The following is a 16,345-nucleotide window of genomic DNA, read 5'->3' as shown; positions in this document are numbered from 1 at the left end:
TGTCGGCGGAGATCCGCATGAACCTCGGCATCCGTGAAAGCCTGCCGACCGACGATCCGGCCATCGCGGCCGTCGTCACCGAAGCTTTCGGCCAGCGGGACGAGGCGGATCTCGTCGCCCGCCTCGCGCATGATGGCGACGTCGAGCTTTCCATGGTGGCGGAGGAGGGGGGCGCGATCCTCGGCCATATCCTCCATTCCGACCTCGGCGTGGTGGTGGACGGGCGTCCGGTGCGGGCGGTCGCTCTCGCCCCGGTCTCGGTCGTGCCGGCACGTCAGGGCCGGGGCATCGGCGGCAGGTTGATCCGCGCCTCCCTCGATCTGTTGCAGGCGCGTGGCTTCGAGGCGGTGGTGGTGCTGGGGCACCCCACCTATTATCCGCGCTTCGGCTTTTCGGCGGCACTGGCCGCGAAGCTGCAAGGCCCCTTCGCGGGGGACGCCTTCATGGCCCGGGAACTCGTGCCCGGGGCGCTTTCGGGCCATGTCGGTTCGGTGCATTATGCAAGGGCCTTCGGCCTCTGAGGGGAATGCGCCATGATCGACCACATCGGTTTCGGGGTCGGCGATCTCGAAGCCTCCCGCGCCTTCTACGAACGCGCGCTCGCCCCCCTCGGCATTTCCGTCCAGATGGCGGTGACGGCGGAACAGACCGGCGCCGGCGCCCATGTCGGTTTCGGGACGGCGGGCAAGCCCTTCTTCTGGATCGGCACGGCGGATCGGCCGATGACGCCGGGCCTCCATGTCGCCTTCACAGCGCCGGACCGGGCGACCGTCGATGCCTTTCATGCCGCCGCGCTGGCGGCCGGCGGGCGCGACAATGGCGCGCCCGGCATCCGCGCCCATTACCATCCGGACTATTACGGCGCCTTCGTGCTCGATCCCGACGGTCACAACGTCGAGGCCGTCTGCCATTTACCAGCCTGAAACTGTGGAACAAATCGCCGAAAGGGTGCCCTGCACAGGGCGCATTCCTGTGGCGGAAGGTTAACGGTTATCGTTCATCGCCCATCGAGGGAGGTGACGATGATCGAACTCCACTACTGGCCCACACCGAACGGCTGGAAAATCTCCATCATGCTCGAGGAATGCGGGCTGCCCTATGAGATGAAGCCGGTGAACATCGGCCGGGGCGAACAGTTCGAACCCGCCTTCCTGGCGATTTCCCCGAACAACCGCATGCCCGCCATCGTCGATACCGAACCGGCCGACGGCGGCGCGCCGATCTCGGTCTTCGAGTCGGGGGCGATCCTGCAATATCTCGGCCGGAAGACCGGGCGCTTCTATCCCCAGGAAGAACGCGCCAAGGTCGAGGTGGAGCAATGGCTGTTCTGGCAGATGGGCGGTCTCGGCCCCATGGCCGGCCAGGCCCATCATTTCCGGCAATATGCGCCGGAGCAGATCGAATATGGCATCAACCGCTACACCAACGAGGTCAACCGCCTCTATGGCGTGATGAACAAGCGCCTCGCCGACCGCGACTTCCTGGCGGGCGATTATTCGATCGCCGACATGGCGGCCTGGCCCTGGGTCGTGCCCCATAAGAACCAGGGCCAGGATCTGGCGGACTTCCCCAACCTGAGGCGCTGGTTCGAGACGATCGAGGCGCGGCCCGCCGTGCAGAAGGGCTTCGCCGTCGGCAAGGATCTGCGGAAACCCCTGCAGGACGACGAAGAGGCGAAGAAGGTACTCTTCGGCCAGAAGGCCCGTTGATGCCCCAGGACGTGTTCGAGGCGGCGACCGATGACCAGGTCGCCGCGCTTTTCCCGGTGATCGCGCAGCTTCGCCCGCAACTGGCCGGGCCCGACGACCTGCTGGCGCGGGTGCGGCGCATGCGGGACGGCGGCTATCGCATGATCTGGCGCGCGGGAGCCGGCGGCGCGCCCGTCGCCGTCGCGGGGTTCAGGCTCTACGAGACCCTCTATGCCGGCCTGAAACTCTATGTCGACGATCTGGTGACGACCGAGGACCGGCGCGGCGCGGGCGACGGCACGGTCCTGATGAACTGGCTGATCGAGGAGGCGCGGCGGAACGGCTGCGCCGAACTGGATCTCGATTCCGGCGTCCAGCGTTTCGCCGCCCATGGCTTCTATTTCGCCCGCGGGCTGCATATCGCCAGCTATCACTTCAAGCGCGCGGTCTGAGCCCTACAGCGGCGCGCCGAGGGCCGCCATGCGGCGCCGGATCTCGGCCAGGAACAATTGGGCGGGCAGGGTCTGTTCCGCCTCCGGCCGTGTCACCAGATACATCAGGTAATTCGGCAGGTCCGCGACCGGCAGCAGGGGCCAGAGAGCGTCCGGGGGTGTCACGCCTTCCGCGATCAGGGTCGGCAGGAAGCCGATACCGATGCCGAGGCGGATCAGGCGGATCGTCTCCGACAGATTCTCGGCGATCCCCGCCGGATTGTCGCCGAGGCCGTAGCGACGCCTGAAGTTGCGCACGTCGTCCGGCTCGTCCGACCCCATCAGGACGAAGCGTTCCCCCGACAGCCGCGCCGGATCGGCCACGCGCATGCCATAGAGCGGGTGGCTGCGCCCGCAATAGATCTGCTGATATTCCCGCATCAGGGGTTCGTAGTGGAGATCGGCGCGGGGCGCCGAATCGAAGGTCAGGCAGGCTTCGGCCGTGCCCTTCAAAAGCGCCTGGAGCACGATGCGGCGGGGCGCGATGTCGATATTGAGGCGGATGCGCGGGTGGCGCCGCGCCATGGCTTCGAGCGTCGCATCCACCTCGGGCGAGACCACGCCCGAGACGGCGCGGATCACCAGATCGCCCTCCACCTCGCCCGAGGCGGCCGCCAGGGCGCGGGGCAGGGCCTGAACCTCGCGGAACAATTCCTCGGCGAAATGGGCCACCACCTGACCGGCCGGCGTCAGCGTCACCCCGCGCGAGGTCCGTGTACACAGCGCATGGCCCAGATGGCCTTCGAGGCGTTGCAGGGCGACGCTGACCGCCGGCTGCTGCAGGTTCAGGCGCCGCGCCGCCGCCCCGATGCCGCCCGCCTGCGCGATCTCCAGGAAGACGCGAAACAGATTGAGATCGACGCGGCGGAACAGGCCGGCGTCGAGGTCGAGCTTGCTGTCGGACATGGCCCCCTCCCGCCGCGCCATTCTGCCTTCTGTCATTAATCCAAACAATGGCCAGCATTCGCATTTCGCGGCTTCGAGGGCGGCCCGGCGCTTGCCATCCTGTGATCGGATTTCTTGGGTCGGATCGGATCATGGCAGGCGCGTTCGAGGGCATGAAAATACTGGTCACCGGCGCCGCCAGCGGCATCGGCAAGGCGATCGCGGAAGGTTTCGCGACACAAGGCGCCAGGGTTGCCGGTCTCGACCTCCGGGCCGGGCAGGGTGCGGGCTTCGCCATCATCGGCAGCGATGTCGGCCATGGCGAAAGCGCCCGTGCCGGCGTGGCCGAAGCGGCGAAGGCGCTGGGCGGGATCGACGTGCTGGTCAATTGCGCGGGGATCGAGATCAGCCGCCCCCTCGCCGACGTGACCGAGGCGGAGATGGACCGCATGATGGCGGTCAACGTGAAGGGGCCGGTGCTGGTCACCCAGGCCGCATTGCCCTTCCTGGCGCCCGATGCGCGGATCGTGAACATCGCCTCCGAACTCGCCTATCTGGGGCGGGCGGGCTCGTCGGTCTATGCCGCGACCAAGGGGGCGATCCTCTCGCTCACCCGCTCCTGGGCGCGGGAACTGGGGCCGGCCATCCGCGTCAATGCGGTGGCGCCGGGCCCGGTCGACACGCCGCTCCTCGATTTCGCCCATATGGATCCCGGCCTCAAGGCGATCGAGACCGGCAATCCCCTCGGCCGGATCGGCCAGCCGGGGGAAGTGGCGGCGGCGGTTCTCTTCCTGGCCGGCCCGGGCGCCGGCTTCATCACGGGGCAATGCATCGGCGTCGATGGCGGCGCCGCCATGCGATAGAGGTGCGACATGACCGACAGCGTTCTCATGGCGGAAATGACCTGGCCCGAATTCGAGGCCAGGGTGGCGGCGGGCGCCCCCGTCTTCCTGCCCGTCGGGGCGACGGAACAGCACGGGCCCCATCTGCCCTTGGGTGTCGATGTCTTTCTGCCATCCCATGTCGCGGCCTCGGTCGCGGCCGAGGTGGGCGGCATCGTCGCGCCCTGCATTCCCTATGGTTACAAGTCGCAGCCGCGCTCCGGCGGCGGTCAGGCGTTTCCCGGCACCACCAGCCTCTCGGCCCATACGCTTTCCCTCGTCATCAAGGACGTGGTGCATGACCTCGGCCTGCACGGCGCGCGGCGCTTCGTCATCCTGAACGGCCATTTCGAGAATGCCTGGCCGGCGGTCGAGGGTCTCGATCTCGGCATTCGCGAGCTGCGCCGGGACGGGATCGACGGGGTTACGGCATTGCGCCTCGAATATTGGGATTTCGTGAAGCGCGAGACCCTGGACCGCCTGTTCCCCGACGGCTTCCCCGGCACCGATCTGGAGCACGCCAGCCTCCTCGAAACCTCGCTCATGCTGGCGATCCGGCCGGATCTGGTGCGCATGGACCGGATCCCGAACGACGGCCCGGCGGATTTCCCGACCTATGACCGGACCCCGGTCTGGCCCGACCGGGTGCCGCCCTCCGGCGTGCTGGCCCGCGCCCAGGGCTCGACCGCCGAAAAGGGCCAATGGCTGCTCGACGATCACGTGCCCCTGATCGCCGCCGCCGTCCGGGCGGAGTTCGGGCTGTGACTGCGCCGCTCGCGCCCGAACTCGAGGCGATCCGCCGCGAGGTGATCGCCACCGCCGCAAGGCCCCTGGAACGCGCCACGACGCTTCCGGCCGCCGCCTATACCAGCGAGGCCTGGTTCGATTTCGAGCGCCGCGCGATCTTCGAGGCGGAATGGATGTGTCTCGCCCATGTCTCCCAGGTGCCGGAACCGGGCTCCTACCTCGCCCTCGATCTGTTCGACGAGCCGCTTCTGGTCACACGGGACAAGGCGGGGGCGATCCATGTCCTGTCGCGGGTCTGCGCGCATCGCGCCATGGACATCATGCCGCCCGATGGCGATCTGCCGCCCTCGGGCAAACGTTCCAGCCTCGTCTGCCCCTATCACGCCTGGGTCTATAATCTCGACGGCAGCCTTCGGGGCTGCGTCCAGATGCAGAACGCCGAAGGGTTCGAGAAGGCGGACTATCCGCTGCAATCCTTCCGGTCGGAAGTCTGGCAGGGGTTCATCTTCGTCAATTTCGACGAGAAGGCGGAACCGCTCGCGGTCCAATACGCCGACCTCGCCGAGGCCGTCGCGCCCTGGGACATGGCGACCATGGAACTGGCGATCGAGATGACCTGGGACTGCGCCTTCAACTGGAAAGTGATGATCGAGAACTGGATGGAATCCTACCATCACATCGGCGCCCACGCCCGCACCCTGAACCCCTCCATGCCGGGGGAGAACACCTGGACCGAGCCGGAACACCCCCATTTCATCAAGGCCCATCTGCCCTATACCGATGCGCTGCGCGCCGAGATGAAGGCGGCGGCGGACGGCGGCCCCAAGGTGCCGGGCTTTCCCCCGATCGCCGGCCTCGGCGACGAACAGGCCCATGAATGGGGCCTCTATGTCGGCTTTCCCTGTTTCATGATGCTGACCACCCATGACCGCGTGCTGTGGTACCGCCTGTTCCCGGACGGCGCCGGGCGCTGCCGCCTGCTGACCACCACCCTGGTCCGCCCCGAGGCGCGCCAGGCCCCGGACTGGGCCGAGGCACTGGAAAGCGAGACCGAAATGCTCCGCGCCTTCCACACCGAGGACATGGTGGTGAACGCCGCCGTGCAGCGCGGGCTGCACTCCCGCAAGGTCGTGCGCGGCCGTCTCAGCCACCTCGAGGAACCGGTCTGGCTGATCCACCGCTATGTCGCCGCCATGGCCGAGGGCCGCCACCCGGCGCGGGCCCGCCGCGCCCCCTATTACGGCCCCCGCGCGCGGCCCGCGGAAAGCGTGTCACAAGCCGCGAGCAGTGTTTGACTTCCGCGAAGCGCTTGGCTACACAAGCCCTCCTGAATGCGGAGCCGTGGCCGAGCGGCTGAAGGCGGCGGTTTGCTAAACCGTTATAGGGGGTAAACCCCTATCGAGGGTTCGAATCCCTCCGGCTCCGCCACCGTCGCGCCCTCGACAGTCCCACCATATTCGTCGCCGACATGTTTCCGACATGCTGGCGCGCCATCATGGCCTTGCGGAATAATGGTCCCGCGAGGTTTCGAGGGGTGGCGCGATGAAGAGCAGGCGGTTTGCCAGTGTCGATCGGGTGGTGGAGGTGCTGGACCCTTCATATCCCGTGCTCTGCGTCCATCCGGACCGGCTGGCGCGCAGCGCCGAGACCTTTCTGAAGGGGTTTCCCGGCCGCGTGCTCTATGCCGTCAAATGCAATCCCCATCCCGTGGTACTGCGCAATCTGTGGCAGGCCGGCATCCGCCATTTCGACACCGCCTCGCTGAACGAGGTGGCTTTGGTTCACGAGCTGCTGCCCGACGCGGAATGCTATTTCAACCATCCGGTCAAGGGCACGGCGGCGATCGAGGCGGCGGACCACATCTATGGCATCGAAGCCTGGGTGGTCGACACGGTCGACGAGCTCGACAAGATCGAGGAGACGGTGGGCAAGCACCCTGACGTCGTCCAGGTCCGCCTGCAGACCGCGTCGGGCTATGCCGCCTTCGACCTTTCCCTCAAGTTCGGCTGCACCCCGGTGGAGGCGGTCGAACTGCTGCGCGACGTACAGCGGCGCGGCTTCGTCCCCGCCGTCTCCTTCCATGTCGGCAGCCAGTGCCGCACCCCGGAAGCCTATGCCCGCGCCATCGCCGAGGCGGGCGCGGTGATCCGCGAGGCGGGCGTGCCGATCCGATTTCTCAATGTCGGCGGCGGCTTTCCGGCCCATTACCGGGGCACCCAGATCGCCCCCCTCGACACGTTCTTCAAGGTGATCCGCGAGGCGGCGGCCAAGCTCGACCTGCCGCCCGACTGCGAATTGATGTGCGAGCCGGGCCGTGCCCTGGTGGTGGAGGGCTGCACCCTCCTGGTGCAGATCCACCTGCGCAAGGGCGCCAGCCTCTACATCAACGACGGCGTCTACGGCAATCTCTCGGAACTGAACGTCGGCAAGCTGACCCCGCCGGTGCGCCTGATCCGCAAGGGCGGCAAACCGATGTCGCGCGAATTCGCACCCTTCCGCATCTTCGGGCCGACCTGCGACAGTATCGACGTCCTGCCCGAACCCTTCGTCCTGCCGGACGATGCGACCGATGGCGACTGGATCGAGATCGGCCAGGTCGGCGCCTATTCCAACGCCGTCGCCAGCAGCTTCAACGGCTTCCAGACCGACGCCGTGGTCGAGATCGGCGACGAACCCGACACCGGGCCGGCGCGCTTCGTCCGGACCAGGGATTGAAGGCGGGGATCACCCCGCCTTCAGGAGTTTCGCGGTTTCCAGAGCGAAATAGGTCAGGATGGCGTCGGCGCCGGCGCGCTTGAAGCCGAGCAGGGACTCGAGCATCACCTTGCGGCCGTCCAGCCAGCCGTTCAGGCCGGCGCCCTTCAGCATCGCGTATTCGCCCGAGACTTGATAGGCGAAGGTCGGCACGCCGAAGCTGTCCTTCACCCGGCGCACGATGTCGAGATAGGGCATGCCCGGCTTCACCATCACCATGTCGGCGCCTTCCGCGAGGTCGAGGGCGACTTCGCGGATCGCCTCGTCGGCATTGGCGGGGTCCATCTGATAGGTGCGCTTGTCGCCCTGGCCGAGATTGGCGGCGGAGCCGACGGCATCGCGGAACGGGCCGTAGAAGCCGCTGGCATATTTGGCGGCATAGGCGCAGATCTGAACCGCCTGATGGCCGCCGTCGTCGAGGGCCCGGCGGATGGCGCCGATGCGCCCGTCCATCATGTCGGAAGGGGCGACCACATCCGCCCCGGCCTCGGCCAGTACCAGCGCCTGCTGCACGAGAAGCGCCACGGACTCGTCGTTCAGGATCCGGCCATCCTCGAGCACGCCGTCATGGCCGTGGCTGGTATAGGGATCCAGCGCCACATCGCAGATGATGCCGATGTCGACCCCGGCGGCCTTGATCGCGCGCACCGTGCGGCAGACCAGGTTTTCGCCGTCGAGGGCATAGGTCCCGGTCGGGTCCTTCAGGCCGGGATCGGTCTGGGGAAACAGGGCCAGTGCCGGAATGCCCAGCGACGCCGCTTCCTCCGCCGCCTCGACGATGCCGGCGACGTCGTGGCGAAACACGCCCGGCATGGTCGCCACTTCCTTGCCCGCCCCTTCGCCCTCGGTGACGAAGAGGGGCCAGATCAGATCGTCGACCGAAAGCCGGTTCTCGGCCACCAGCCGGCGCGACCAGTCCGTGGCGCGGTTGCGGCGCAGGCGCGTGGTCGGGAAGCTGCCGAGGGGAGATGAGGCGGAGGGGGGCATGCTGGCCATGGTGCCGTTTCGCGTTTTTCCGGGTCTTTGTGCAGTAATCCCTTGTGCCCGCCCGTGCAAGGGTCGCGTCGCCGCACAACGGTTCTGCGCCGTGGTGGAATTGACAGGCTTGCGCGGCGCCATAAAGTCACGCCCAACCGGGAGGAACCATGAATTTCGAGCTGACAGAGGATCAACGGGCGTTCCGCGACACGGCGCGCGCCTTCGCCGAAGACCGCATGGCTCCGGACGCGGCGGATTGGGACGAGAACAAGCATCTGCCCATCGACGTGCTGCGCGAGGCGGCGGCGCTTGGCTTCGGTGGCATCTACGTCCGTGACGACCTCGGCGGTTCCGGTCTGCAGCGGATCGACGCCGCCCTGATCTTCGAGGAACTGGCGGCGGCCTGCCCCTCCACCGCCGCCTTCATCTCGATCCACAACATGGCCTCCTGGATGATCGACAGCTTCGGCTCGGAGGATCTGCGGCAGAAATATCTGCCCGGCCTGACCAGCATGGAGCTGCTCGCTTCCTATTGCCTGACCGAGCCGGGGGCGGGGTCCGACGCCGCCGCCCTGAAAACGCGGGCGGTGCGCGACGGCGATCATTATGTCCTGAACGGCGCCAAGGCCTTCATCTCGGGCGGCGGCGTCTCGGACGTCTATGTCTGCATGGTGCGCACCGGCGACAATGGCGCCGGCGGCATTTCCTGCATGGTGGTCGAGAAGGGTACCCCGGGCCTTTCCTTCGGCGCCCAGGAACGCAAGCTCGGCTGGAATTCCCAGCCGACCGCCCAGGTGATCTTCGAGGATTGCCGTGTACCGGTGAGCAACCTGGTCGGGAACGAGGGCGACGGTTTCAAGATCGCCATGAAGGGGCTGGACGGCGGGCGCCTCAACATCGCCGCCTGTTCGCTCGGCGGGGCGCGCCGCTCCCTCGAGCTCGCGACCGAATACGCCCGCGACCGCCAGCAGTTCGGCAAGCCGCTTTCCGCGCTTCAGGCGATCCAGTTCAAGCTGGCCGACATGGCGACGGATCTCGAGGCGGCGCGCCTGATGGTCCATCGCGGCGCCAGCCTCCTCGACGCCAAGAGCCCAGAGGCGACCATGGCCTGCGCCATGGGCAAGCGTTTCGCCACCGATGCCTGTTTCGAGATCGTCAATCAGGCGCTCCAGATCCATGGCGGTTACGGCTATCTGCGCGATTTCCCGATCGAGCGGTTCCTGCGCGATCTCCGGGTCCATCAGATCCTGGAGGGCACCAATGAAATCATGCGCGTCATCATCGCGCGGAAACTGATCGAGGGGCGTTGAGCCATGGAAGCCGAAATTCTGTTCGAGATCCGGGGCGCCATCGGCCTGATCACCCTCAATCGGCCGAAGGCCCTGAATGCGCTGAACGTGCCCATGGTCGATGCCATGCGCGAGATGCTGGGGGAATGGGCGGCCGACGACGCGGTGAAGGCCGTCGTGGTCCAGGGCGCCGGCGAAAAATCCTTCTGCGCCGGCGGTGACATCCGCTTCCTGACCGAGAGCGGAAAGGCGGGTGACGGCGGCGCGGCGCGCTTCTGGGGCGACGAATATCGGCTGAACACCGAGATCAAGCGCTATTCCAAACCCTATGTCGCCCTGATCGACGGCATCACCATGGGCGGCGGCGTCGGCATTTCGGTTCATGCGCCCTACCGCGTCGCGACCGAACGCACGCTCTTCGCCATGCCGGAGACGGGCATCGGCCTGTTTCCCGATGTCGGCGGCGGTTACTTCCTGCCGCGCCTGGCCGGACGCATGGGCTATTACCTGGGCCTCACCGGTGCAAGGCTGAAGGCGGCCGACACGCTGCACGCCGGGATCGCCACCCATTACACGGCGTCCGGCAATCTGCCGGCCCTGGTGGACCGTCTGGCGGCGGGCGAGGCGGTGGAGGCGGTGCTGGCCGATTTCCACGCCGACCCGGGCCCGGCGCCGATCGACGACCATCGGGCCGACATCGACCGCCTGTTCACGGGCGAGACGGTGGAGGCGGTTCTCGCCGCCCTCGATGCCGACGGCGGCGATTTCGCCAAATCCCAGGCGGCGACGATCCGCACCAAGTCGCCCACCAGCCTCAAGCTGACGCTGCGCCAGTTGCAGCACGGCGCCGGCCTCGAGTTCGAAGCCAATATGGCGATGGAATTCCGCCTCGGCCAATTCGTGCTGAAGGGCAGCGACTTCTACGAGGGCGTGCGCGCCGTCATCGTCGACAAGGACCAGTCGCCCAAATGGAACCCGCCGAGTCTGGCGGATGTGGACGATGCCGAGATCGAAAAGGCCTTCGCCCCGCTGCCCCAGGGCGATTGGACGCCCTGAAGTTTCTTACACCCAAACTCGTCGCCCCGGCGAAGGCCGGGGCCTTGCGACGAGAAGGGCTCAACCGTTGAAAGATCCCGGCCTTCGCCGGGATGACGAAAACGAACACATAAGGAAACGCCCAATGGCAAAAATCGCCTTCATCGGTCTCGGCAACATGGGCGGTCCCATGGCCCGCAACCTGCTCAAGGCCGGCCATGCCGTTGCCGCCTTCGACCTGAACAAGGCGGCGGTCGAGGGGCTGGTGGCGGCCGGCGCCACGGCGGCGGACAGCCCGTCGGCGGCCGCTTCGGGGGCCGAGGTGGTGGTCTCCATGCTGCCGGCCGGCGCCCATGTGAAATCGGTCCATGCCGGCGAGGGCGGCGTGATCGACAGCGTCGCCAAGGGCAGCCTGCTGATCGACTGTTCGACGATCGATGTCGCCACCGCGCGCGAGGTGATCGCCGTCGCCGACAAGGCCGGCGTCGACATGGTCGATGCTCCGGTCTCCGGCGGGGTCGGCGGGGCCGAGGCGGGCACGCTGACCTTCATGGTCGGCGGTTCCGATCAGGCCTTCGCCCGTGCCCTGCCGATCCTCGAAGCCATGGGCAAGACCATCGTCCATGCCGGCGGGCCGGGCAACGGCCAGGCGGCCAAGATCTGCAACAACATGCTGCTGGGCATTTCCATGATCGGCACCTGCGAAGCCTTCGCGCTCGCCGAGAAGCTGGGTCTCGATCATCAGAAGCTGTTCGACATCTCGTCGAAGTCGTCGGGCCAGTGCTGGTCCATGACCACCTATTGCCCGGTGCCGGGCCCGGTGCCGACCAGCCCCGCCAACCGCGACTATCAGCCGGGCTTCGCCGTCGCCATGATGCTGAAGGACCTGAAGCTGGCCCAGGAGGCCGCGGCCAAGGCCGGCGCCGCCATTCCCATGGGCAATCAGGCGACCAGCCTCTACACCCTGTTCGACGCGGCGGGCAAGAGCGGCGTCGACTTCTCCGGCATCATCGAGATGCTGCGCGGGAAGATGTAAGGCCGCTCATGCAATCGGCGTCGTCCCGGCGAAGGCCGGGATCTTTCGACGAGTAGATCTCGGTCGTCACTGAAAGACCCCGGCCTTCGCCGGGGTGACGCCTTTGGTTTCCTACTCGTGTCTCAGCGCGTCGATCGGGTCCATGCGGGCGGCGCGGCGGGCGGGGAAATAGCCGAAGCCGACGCCGACCAGGCCCGAGAACAGGGTCGCGAGCACGATCACGCCGGGGCTGATCAGCAGGGGCAGGCCCAGCGCCGTCGTGCCGACGGCCGACAATGTCAGCCCCAGCACCACGCCGATCATCCCGCCGAACAGGGCGAGCAGCACGGCCTCGATCAGGAATTGGGCCAGCACCTCGCGTTCCAGGGCGCCGATCGCCAGCCGGATGCCGATTTCGCGCGTCCGCTCCGTCACCGCCACCAGCATGATGTTCATGATGCCGATGCCGCCGACCACCAGGGAGATGGCGGCGATGGCGCCGAGGAAGGCGGTCAGGATCACGGTGACGCCGCCGACGATATTGGCGATCTCGGAAACGTCGTTGACCTGGAAATCGTCGGTCTTGTTGGCGGTGATGTGGCGGCGCTCGCGCAGGATCGCGGTGATGTCTTCCTTGGCGGTCGCCGTCGTTTCGGCGGTCGAGGCGGAGACCATGATCAGGCTGACGTCCTGATTGCCCGAGATGCGGCGCTGGAAGGTCTTCAGCGGCATGACGACGACATCGTCCTGATCGTTGCCGATGATCGAGCGGCCCTTTTCCGCCAGGGTGCCGATGACGTTGCAGGGAAAGCCGCCGACGCGAAGCGGCGCGCCGATCGGGTCCTGGGCGCCGAAGATTTCCGTCACCACGCGCTGGCCGATGACGCAGACCGTGCGGCCCGATCGGATCTCGCCCTCGTCGAAGGCGCGGCCGGAGGCGAGCGGCCATTCCCGGACGGCGAAATAATTGGCGTCGGCGCCGATCGCCGTCGACGCCCAGCTGTTGTTGCCGAGCACGACGGGAACGGCGGCGGTCGAGACGGCGGCGACGGCGCGCAGGCCCGTCACCTCGCGCTCGATGGCGCGGACGTCCGCCAGCTTGAAGGGGGCGGCGGCCTGGGGCGGGCCGCCCTTGCCGGCATTGCCCGGCGCCACCACGATCAGGTTGCGCCCCAGGCTGGAGATCTGGTCGGTGATCGAGGCGGTGGCGCCCTGGCCCAGCGTGACCAGGGCGATCACGGCGGCGATGCCGATGACGATGCCCAGCGTGGTCAGGATCGAGCGCATCAGGTTGCGGCGCAGCTCGTTGAAGGCCATCACCAGGATGGTGGTGAAGGGCATCATGACCGCACCTCGTCGTGGACGATGCGGCCATCCTTGAACAGGACCTGGCGGCGGGCGAAGTCGGCCATGTCCGGTTCGTGGGTGACCATGACGACGGTGATGCCGTGGGCCTGGTTCAGGTCGACCAGCAGTTCCATGATCTCCCGGCTGCGCTCGCTGTCCAGATTGCCGGTCGGCTCGTCCGCGAGGAGGAGGGCGGGCTGGGTGACGATGGCGCGCGCGATGGCGACGCGTTGCTGCTGGCCGCCCGACAGTTCCGCCTGGGTGTGATTCTCGCGCCCCGCCAGGCCGACGCGAGCGAGCGCATCCATCGCCTGGGCCCGCCGGTCCGACACCTTCATGCCGCGATAGACGAGGGGCAGTTCGACATTCTCCAGCGCCGAGGTCCGCTTCAGCAGGTTGAAGCCCTGGAACACGAAACCCAGGTGGTTGCGCCGCAGGAGCGCGCGGCCGTTCCGGTCCAGCGTCGTCACCTCGGTATCGCGGAAGCGATAGGTGCCGGCGGTCGGCGTGTCCAGGCAGCCGATGATGTTCATGGTCGTCGACTTGCCGGAGCCGCTGGGCCCCATGACGGCGACGAAATCGCCGGCCTCGATCGCAAGGTCGATGCCGGCCAGCGCGACCACCTCGGCCTCGCCCTGGCCATAGACCTTGCGGATGCCTTGCAGTTCGATCAGGGCCATGGCGATCAGAAGCCGTTCACGGGGCGCTCGATGTCGGTGATGACGGTGGCGCCGGCCGCGAGCCCGGGGGCGTCGACCTCGGTCATGCGGCCGTCGGAGAGGCCGATCTTCACCGTCAGCGGCGTCGGCGTGCCGCCGTCGTCCAGCCACAGGCGCCGTTCGTCCGGGGCCAGCGCGGGCAGATCGTCCGTATCGCGGCCCGGCGGCGAGAAACGGAGCGCGCCGTTCGGCACCAGCAGAACATTGTCGCGGACGGCGGCGACGACGTCGGCGGTGGCGGTCATGCCGGGGCGGAGCGCGAGATCGGGATTGTCCACCCGCGCCAGCACCTCGTAGGTGACGACGCCCTGTTCGTTCTTCGGCGCGAGGCGGACCGAGGTGACCTCGGCATCGAAGACGCGCGTGGGATAGGCATCGACCGTGAACGTCGCCTTCTGGCCGACGGCGACATGGCCGATGTCCGCCTCGTCGACGTCGAGGTTCAGTTCCATCGCCTTCAGGTCGCGGGCGACGGTGAAGAGCACGGGGGTCTGCAGGCTGGCGACGATGGTCTGGCCCAATTCGATCGAGCGGGCGATGACGACGCCGTCGACGGGGGAGCGGATGGTCGCCTTGTCGAGATTGGAACGGTCGGAGGAGAGCACGGCTTCCGCCACCTTCACCCCGGCCTCGGCCGATTGCAGGGCGGCCCTGGCGCGCGCCAGTTCGGCGAGATCGCGGTCCCGGGCGGAGGCGGAGGCATAGCGGTTGTCCGCCAGCTCCTGGGTGCGCTTGGCCGTCACCTCGGCGAGGCGAAGCGCCGCCTGGGCTTCCGAAACCGCCGCCTGGGCCGACAGCAGATTGGCTTCCGACTGGGCCACACGCGCCGCCAGCGAGGTCGTATCCAGCCGGGCCAGAACCTGGCCCTCGGTCACATGGTCGTTGTAGTCGGCCCCCAGTTCGGCGACGAGACCGGTGATCTCGGCGCCGACGTCGACCTGGTCGACCGGCTGCACGCTCCCGGTCGCGCTCACCGTCACTGTCAGGGTGCCGGCGGTCAGCGCCTGGGTCCTGTAAGCGGTCTTGCTGCCGCCGCCAAGGGTGAGAAGGGCGATGATGGCGAGGACGATCAGGCCGCCGGCGATCCAGACCCAGCGCCTGCGAAAGAAGGGCCTGGGGGGCGTCGTATCGGTCATGGGCTACAGGCTCCGCTTCTTTACCTTCGGCAGGCCCAACAGAGATGGGGCGGAATGGCCGATCGAACAAGCTGATTTACAAATTGATACAATGCGCCGCAGGCCGACCCGGGAAGGAACCGGCACTCTTTCACCGTGCAAATGTCGCGTGGCGGAGCATGGCCCATTCGGTTATGGTCGGGCCCTCGAATGCCACTTCCGGGTGTTGCCGTGCAATTTGATTTCCTTCCGGGCGAGCGGCTGCTGTGGCAAGGCCGGCCGCGGCGCGGGCTGGTCTTGGGCGCCCGCGACTTCTTCCTGATCCCCTTCAGTCTGGTCTGGTGTGGCACCGTGGTCGCGGGCGCCATTGACGTATTGGGTCGCGACGGTGCCTTTATGCCCAAGGCCATAATGGCCCTCATGCTCGCTGTCGGCCTTTTCATACTGGTCGGCAGATTTATGGTCGACGCGTTCGTGCGGGGCCGAACCCATTATGCCGTGACGAACCAGCGGATCGTCATTTTCCGCCATGGTCCGTTCGGCAGTATCGTCTCGCTCAACCTCGACCGGCTGCCGGCCCTGGAACTCAAGGAGCGACCGGACAGGCGCGGCACACTGCGATTTTCCGCGACGGACTCCAGACGGCTGAACAACGGCATATGGATGCCCGCGTTGGACCCATCCCCACAGTTTCTCGATATCGAGGATGCTCGCAACGTCTACACGATCATCGACAGCCAACGCTCGGCAGCCCGCTGACGAGGGATGGGCCCTGATGCTTGCGTTTCTGTACTGATAGGTACACATTGTACTTATTGGTACAGAAACGAGAGGCCGTCATGACCGCGAAACCACCCCTGCCGCCCTTCACCGCCGAAACCGCCGCTCAGAAGGCGCGCATGGCGGAAGATGCCTGGAACAGCCGTGATCCCGAACGGGTATCGCTGGCCTATACGCCCGACAGCGTCTGGCGCAACCGCGCGGAATTCGTCACCGGGCGCGACGCGATCGTCGGTTTCCTGACGCGCAAATGGGCGCGCGAGCTGGACTATCGCCTGATCAAGGAAGTCTGGACCCATGGCGGCAACCGCATCGCTGTTCGCTTCGCCTATGAATGGCGCGACGATTCCGGCCATTGGTTCCGATCCTACGGCAACGAGAATTGGGAATTCGACGAGAACGGCCTGATGCGCCGGCGCCATGCCTCGATCAACGATCTGCCGATCACGGAAGCCGAGCGCAAATTCCACTGGCCCCTCGGCCGGCGGCCGGACGATCATCCGGGACTGTCCGATCTCGGTCTTTGAGCATGGTCCCTGCCGACGCTCCCTCTTTTTCATCTGTCATCCCGGCGCGGGACGGTGGCGGCGGTGTGTCGCCCCTCACCCCAACCCCTCTTTC

General features: G+C 67.2%; 18 protein-coding genes and 1 tRNA gene. 14 read left to right on the top strand and 5 right to left on the bottom strand.

Annotated elements, in window-relative coordinates:
- Nucleotides 1-17 precede the first annotated feature (17 nt).
- The 4 genes from L2U69_RS11555 to L2U69_RS11540 all read left to right on the top strand — a co-directional run bounded on the left by L2U69_RS11555 (nt 18) and on the right by L2U69_RS11540 (nt 2,140).
- Nucleotides 18-521, top strand: a complete 504-nt coding sequence (locus L2U69_RS11555) for a GNAT family N-acetyltransferase (protein WP_236107014.1) — start codon at nt 18-20, stop codon at nt 519-521.
- Between the two features lie 12 nt (nt 522-533).
- On the top strand, nt 534-923 hold the full coding sequence (locus L2U69_RS11550) for a VOC family protein (protein WP_236107012.1): 390 nt from the start codon (nt 534-536) through the stop codon (nt 921-923).
- Between the two features lie 99 nt (nt 924-1,022).
- Complete coding sequence (locus L2U69_RS11545) at nt 1,023-1,709, top strand: glutathione S-transferase N-terminal domain-containing protein (RefSeq protein WP_236107010.1); 687 nt, start codon at nt 1,023-1,025, stop codon at nt 1,707-1,709.
- Nucleotides 1,709-2,140 (top strand): GNAT family N-acetyltransferase, encoded by a 432-nt coding sequence (locus tag L2U69_RS11540; protein WP_236107008.1) that lies wholly within the window; start codon nt 1,709-1,711, stop codon nt 2,138-2,140. Before L2U69_RS11545 ends, L2U69_RS11540 begins: the two co-directional genes overlap by 1 nt.
- Nucleotides 2,141-2,143: 3 nt before the next feature.
- Here L2U69_RS11540 and L2U69_RS11535 read toward each other — a convergent pair whose 3' ends face one another.
- Nucleotides 2,144-3,085, bottom strand: a complete 942-nt coding sequence (locus L2U69_RS11535) for a LysR family transcriptional regulator (RefSeq protein WP_236107006.1) — start codon at nt 3,083-3,085, stop codon at nt 2,144-2,146.
- A 131-nt stretch (nt 3,086-3,216) separates the two neighbouring features.
- Between L2U69_RS11535 and L2U69_RS11530 the strand changes: the two genes are divergently transcribed.
- The 5 genes from L2U69_RS11530 (at nt 3,217) to L2U69_RS11510 (ending at nt 7,407) form a co-directional block, all read left to right on the top strand.
- Entirely contained in the window at nt 3,217-3,927 is a 711-nt protein-coding gene (locus L2U69_RS11530; RefSeq protein ID WP_236107004.1) for an SDR family NAD(P)-dependent oxidoreductase, read from the top strand.
- Between the two features lie 9 nt (nt 3,928-3,936).
- Nucleotides 3,937-4,710, top strand: a complete 774-nt coding sequence (locus L2U69_RS11525) for a creatininase (RefSeq protein WP_236107002.1) — start codon at nt 3,937-3,939, stop codon at nt 4,708-4,710.
- Nucleotides 4,707-5,987 carry an aromatic ring-hydroxylating oxygenase subunit alpha gene (locus L2U69_RS11520; protein WP_236107000.1) on the top strand — a complete coding sequence of 427 codons (1,281 nt, stop codon included), beginning with the start codon at nt 4,707-4,709 and terminating at the stop codon, nt 5,985-5,987. Before L2U69_RS11525 ends, L2U69_RS11520 begins: the two co-directional genes overlap by 4 nt.
- 40 nt (nt 5,988-6,027) lie before the next feature.
- A tRNA-Ser gene (locus tag L2U69_RS11515) sits at nt 6,028-6,120 on the top strand.
- A 114-nt stretch (nt 6,121-6,234) separates the two neighbouring features.
- Entirely contained in the window at nt 6,235-7,407 is a 1,173-nt protein-coding gene (locus L2U69_RS11510) for a type III PLP-dependent enzyme (protein ID WP_236106998.1), read from the top strand.
- Nucleotides 7,408-7,416: 9 nt separating this feature from the next.
- Here L2U69_RS11510 and hemB read toward each other — a convergent pair whose 3' ends face one another.
- Nucleotides 7,417-8,442, bottom strand: coding sequence for a porphobilinogen synthase (gene hemB / locus L2U69_RS11505; RefSeq protein ID WP_408065814.1), 1,026 nt, complete (start codon nt 8,440-8,442; stop codon nt 7,417-7,419).
- A 149-nt stretch (nt 8,443-8,591) separates the two neighbouring features.
- Here hemB and L2U69_RS11500 point away from each other — a divergent pair, with 149 nt between their 5' ends.
- The 3 genes from L2U69_RS11500 to mmsB all read left to right on the top strand — a co-directional run bounded on the left by L2U69_RS11500 (nt 8,592) and on the right by mmsB (nt 11,784).
- Nucleotides 8,592-9,734 carry an isobutyryl-CoA dehydrogenase gene (locus L2U69_RS11500; protein WP_236106995.1) on the top strand — a complete coding sequence of 381 codons (1,143 nt, stop codon included), beginning with the start codon at nt 8,592-8,594 and terminating at the stop codon, nt 9,732-9,734.
- Between the two features lie 3 nt (nt 9,735-9,737).
- Nucleotides 9,738-10,769, top strand: a complete 1,032-nt coding sequence (locus L2U69_RS11495; RefSeq protein ID WP_236106994.1) for an enoyl-CoA hydratase/isomerase family protein — start codon at nt 9,738-9,740, stop codon at nt 10,767-10,769.
- Between the two features lie 124 nt (nt 10,770-10,893).
- Nucleotides 10,894-11,784 (top strand): 3-hydroxyisobutyrate dehydrogenase, encoded by an 891-nt coding sequence (gene mmsB, locus L2U69_RS11490; RefSeq protein WP_236106991.1) that lies wholly within the window; start codon nt 10,894-10,896, stop codon nt 11,782-11,784.
- Between the two features lie 111 nt (nt 11,785-11,895).
- Here the strand turns inward: mmsB and L2U69_RS11485 are convergent, their stop codons facing one another.
- The 3 genes from L2U69_RS11485 to L2U69_RS11475 are packed head-to-tail and all read right to left on the bottom strand — an operon-like array spanning nt 11,896 to nt 14,965.
- Nucleotides 11,896-13,107, bottom strand: coding sequence for an ABC transporter permease (locus L2U69_RS11485; protein WP_236106990.1), 1,212 nt, complete (start codon nt 13,105-13,107; stop codon nt 11,896-11,898).
- Nucleotides 13,104-13,790: an ABC transporter ATP-binding protein gene (locus L2U69_RS11480; protein ID WP_329605397.1), complete on the bottom strand. Its 687-nt coding sequence runs from the start codon at nt 13,788-13,790 to the stop codon at nt 13,104-13,106. The genes L2U69_RS11485 and L2U69_RS11480 overlap by 4 nt, the downstream gene beginning before the upstream one ends.
- Before the next feature lie 5 nt (nt 13,791-13,795).
- Nucleotides 13,796-14,965 carry an efflux RND transporter periplasmic adaptor subunit gene (locus L2U69_RS11475; protein ID WP_236106989.1) on the bottom strand — a complete coding sequence of 390 codons (1,170 nt, stop codon included), beginning with the start codon at nt 14,963-14,965 and terminating at the stop codon, nt 13,796-13,798.
- Nucleotides 14,966-15,175: 210 nt separating this feature from the next.
- Between L2U69_RS11475 and L2U69_RS19270 the strand changes: the two genes are divergently transcribed.
- Complete coding sequence (locus tag L2U69_RS19270; protein ID WP_236106988.1) at nt 15,176-15,703, top strand: PH domain-containing protein; 528 nt, start codon at nt 15,176-15,178, stop codon at nt 15,701-15,703.
- Nucleotides 15,704-15,783: 80 nt separating this feature from the next.
- The gene (locus tag L2U69_RS11465) at nt 15,784-16,251 is read left to right on the top strand and encodes a nuclear transport factor 2 family protein (RefSeq protein ID WP_236106987.1); all 468 of its coding nucleotides are present in this window, start codon (nt 15,784-15,786) and stop codon (nt 16,249-16,251) included.
- Nucleotides 16,252-16,345 lie beyond the last annotated feature (94 nt).

Source organism: Zavarzinia marina (assembly GCF_021568905.1).
Taxonomy (GTDB): Bacteria; Pseudomonadota; Alphaproteobacteria; order Zavarziniales; family Zavarziniaceae; genus Zavarzinia; species Zavarzinia marina.
Note: the sequence above shows the minus strand (reverse complement) of the source record. Positions and strands in the feature narration are given on the sequence as shown.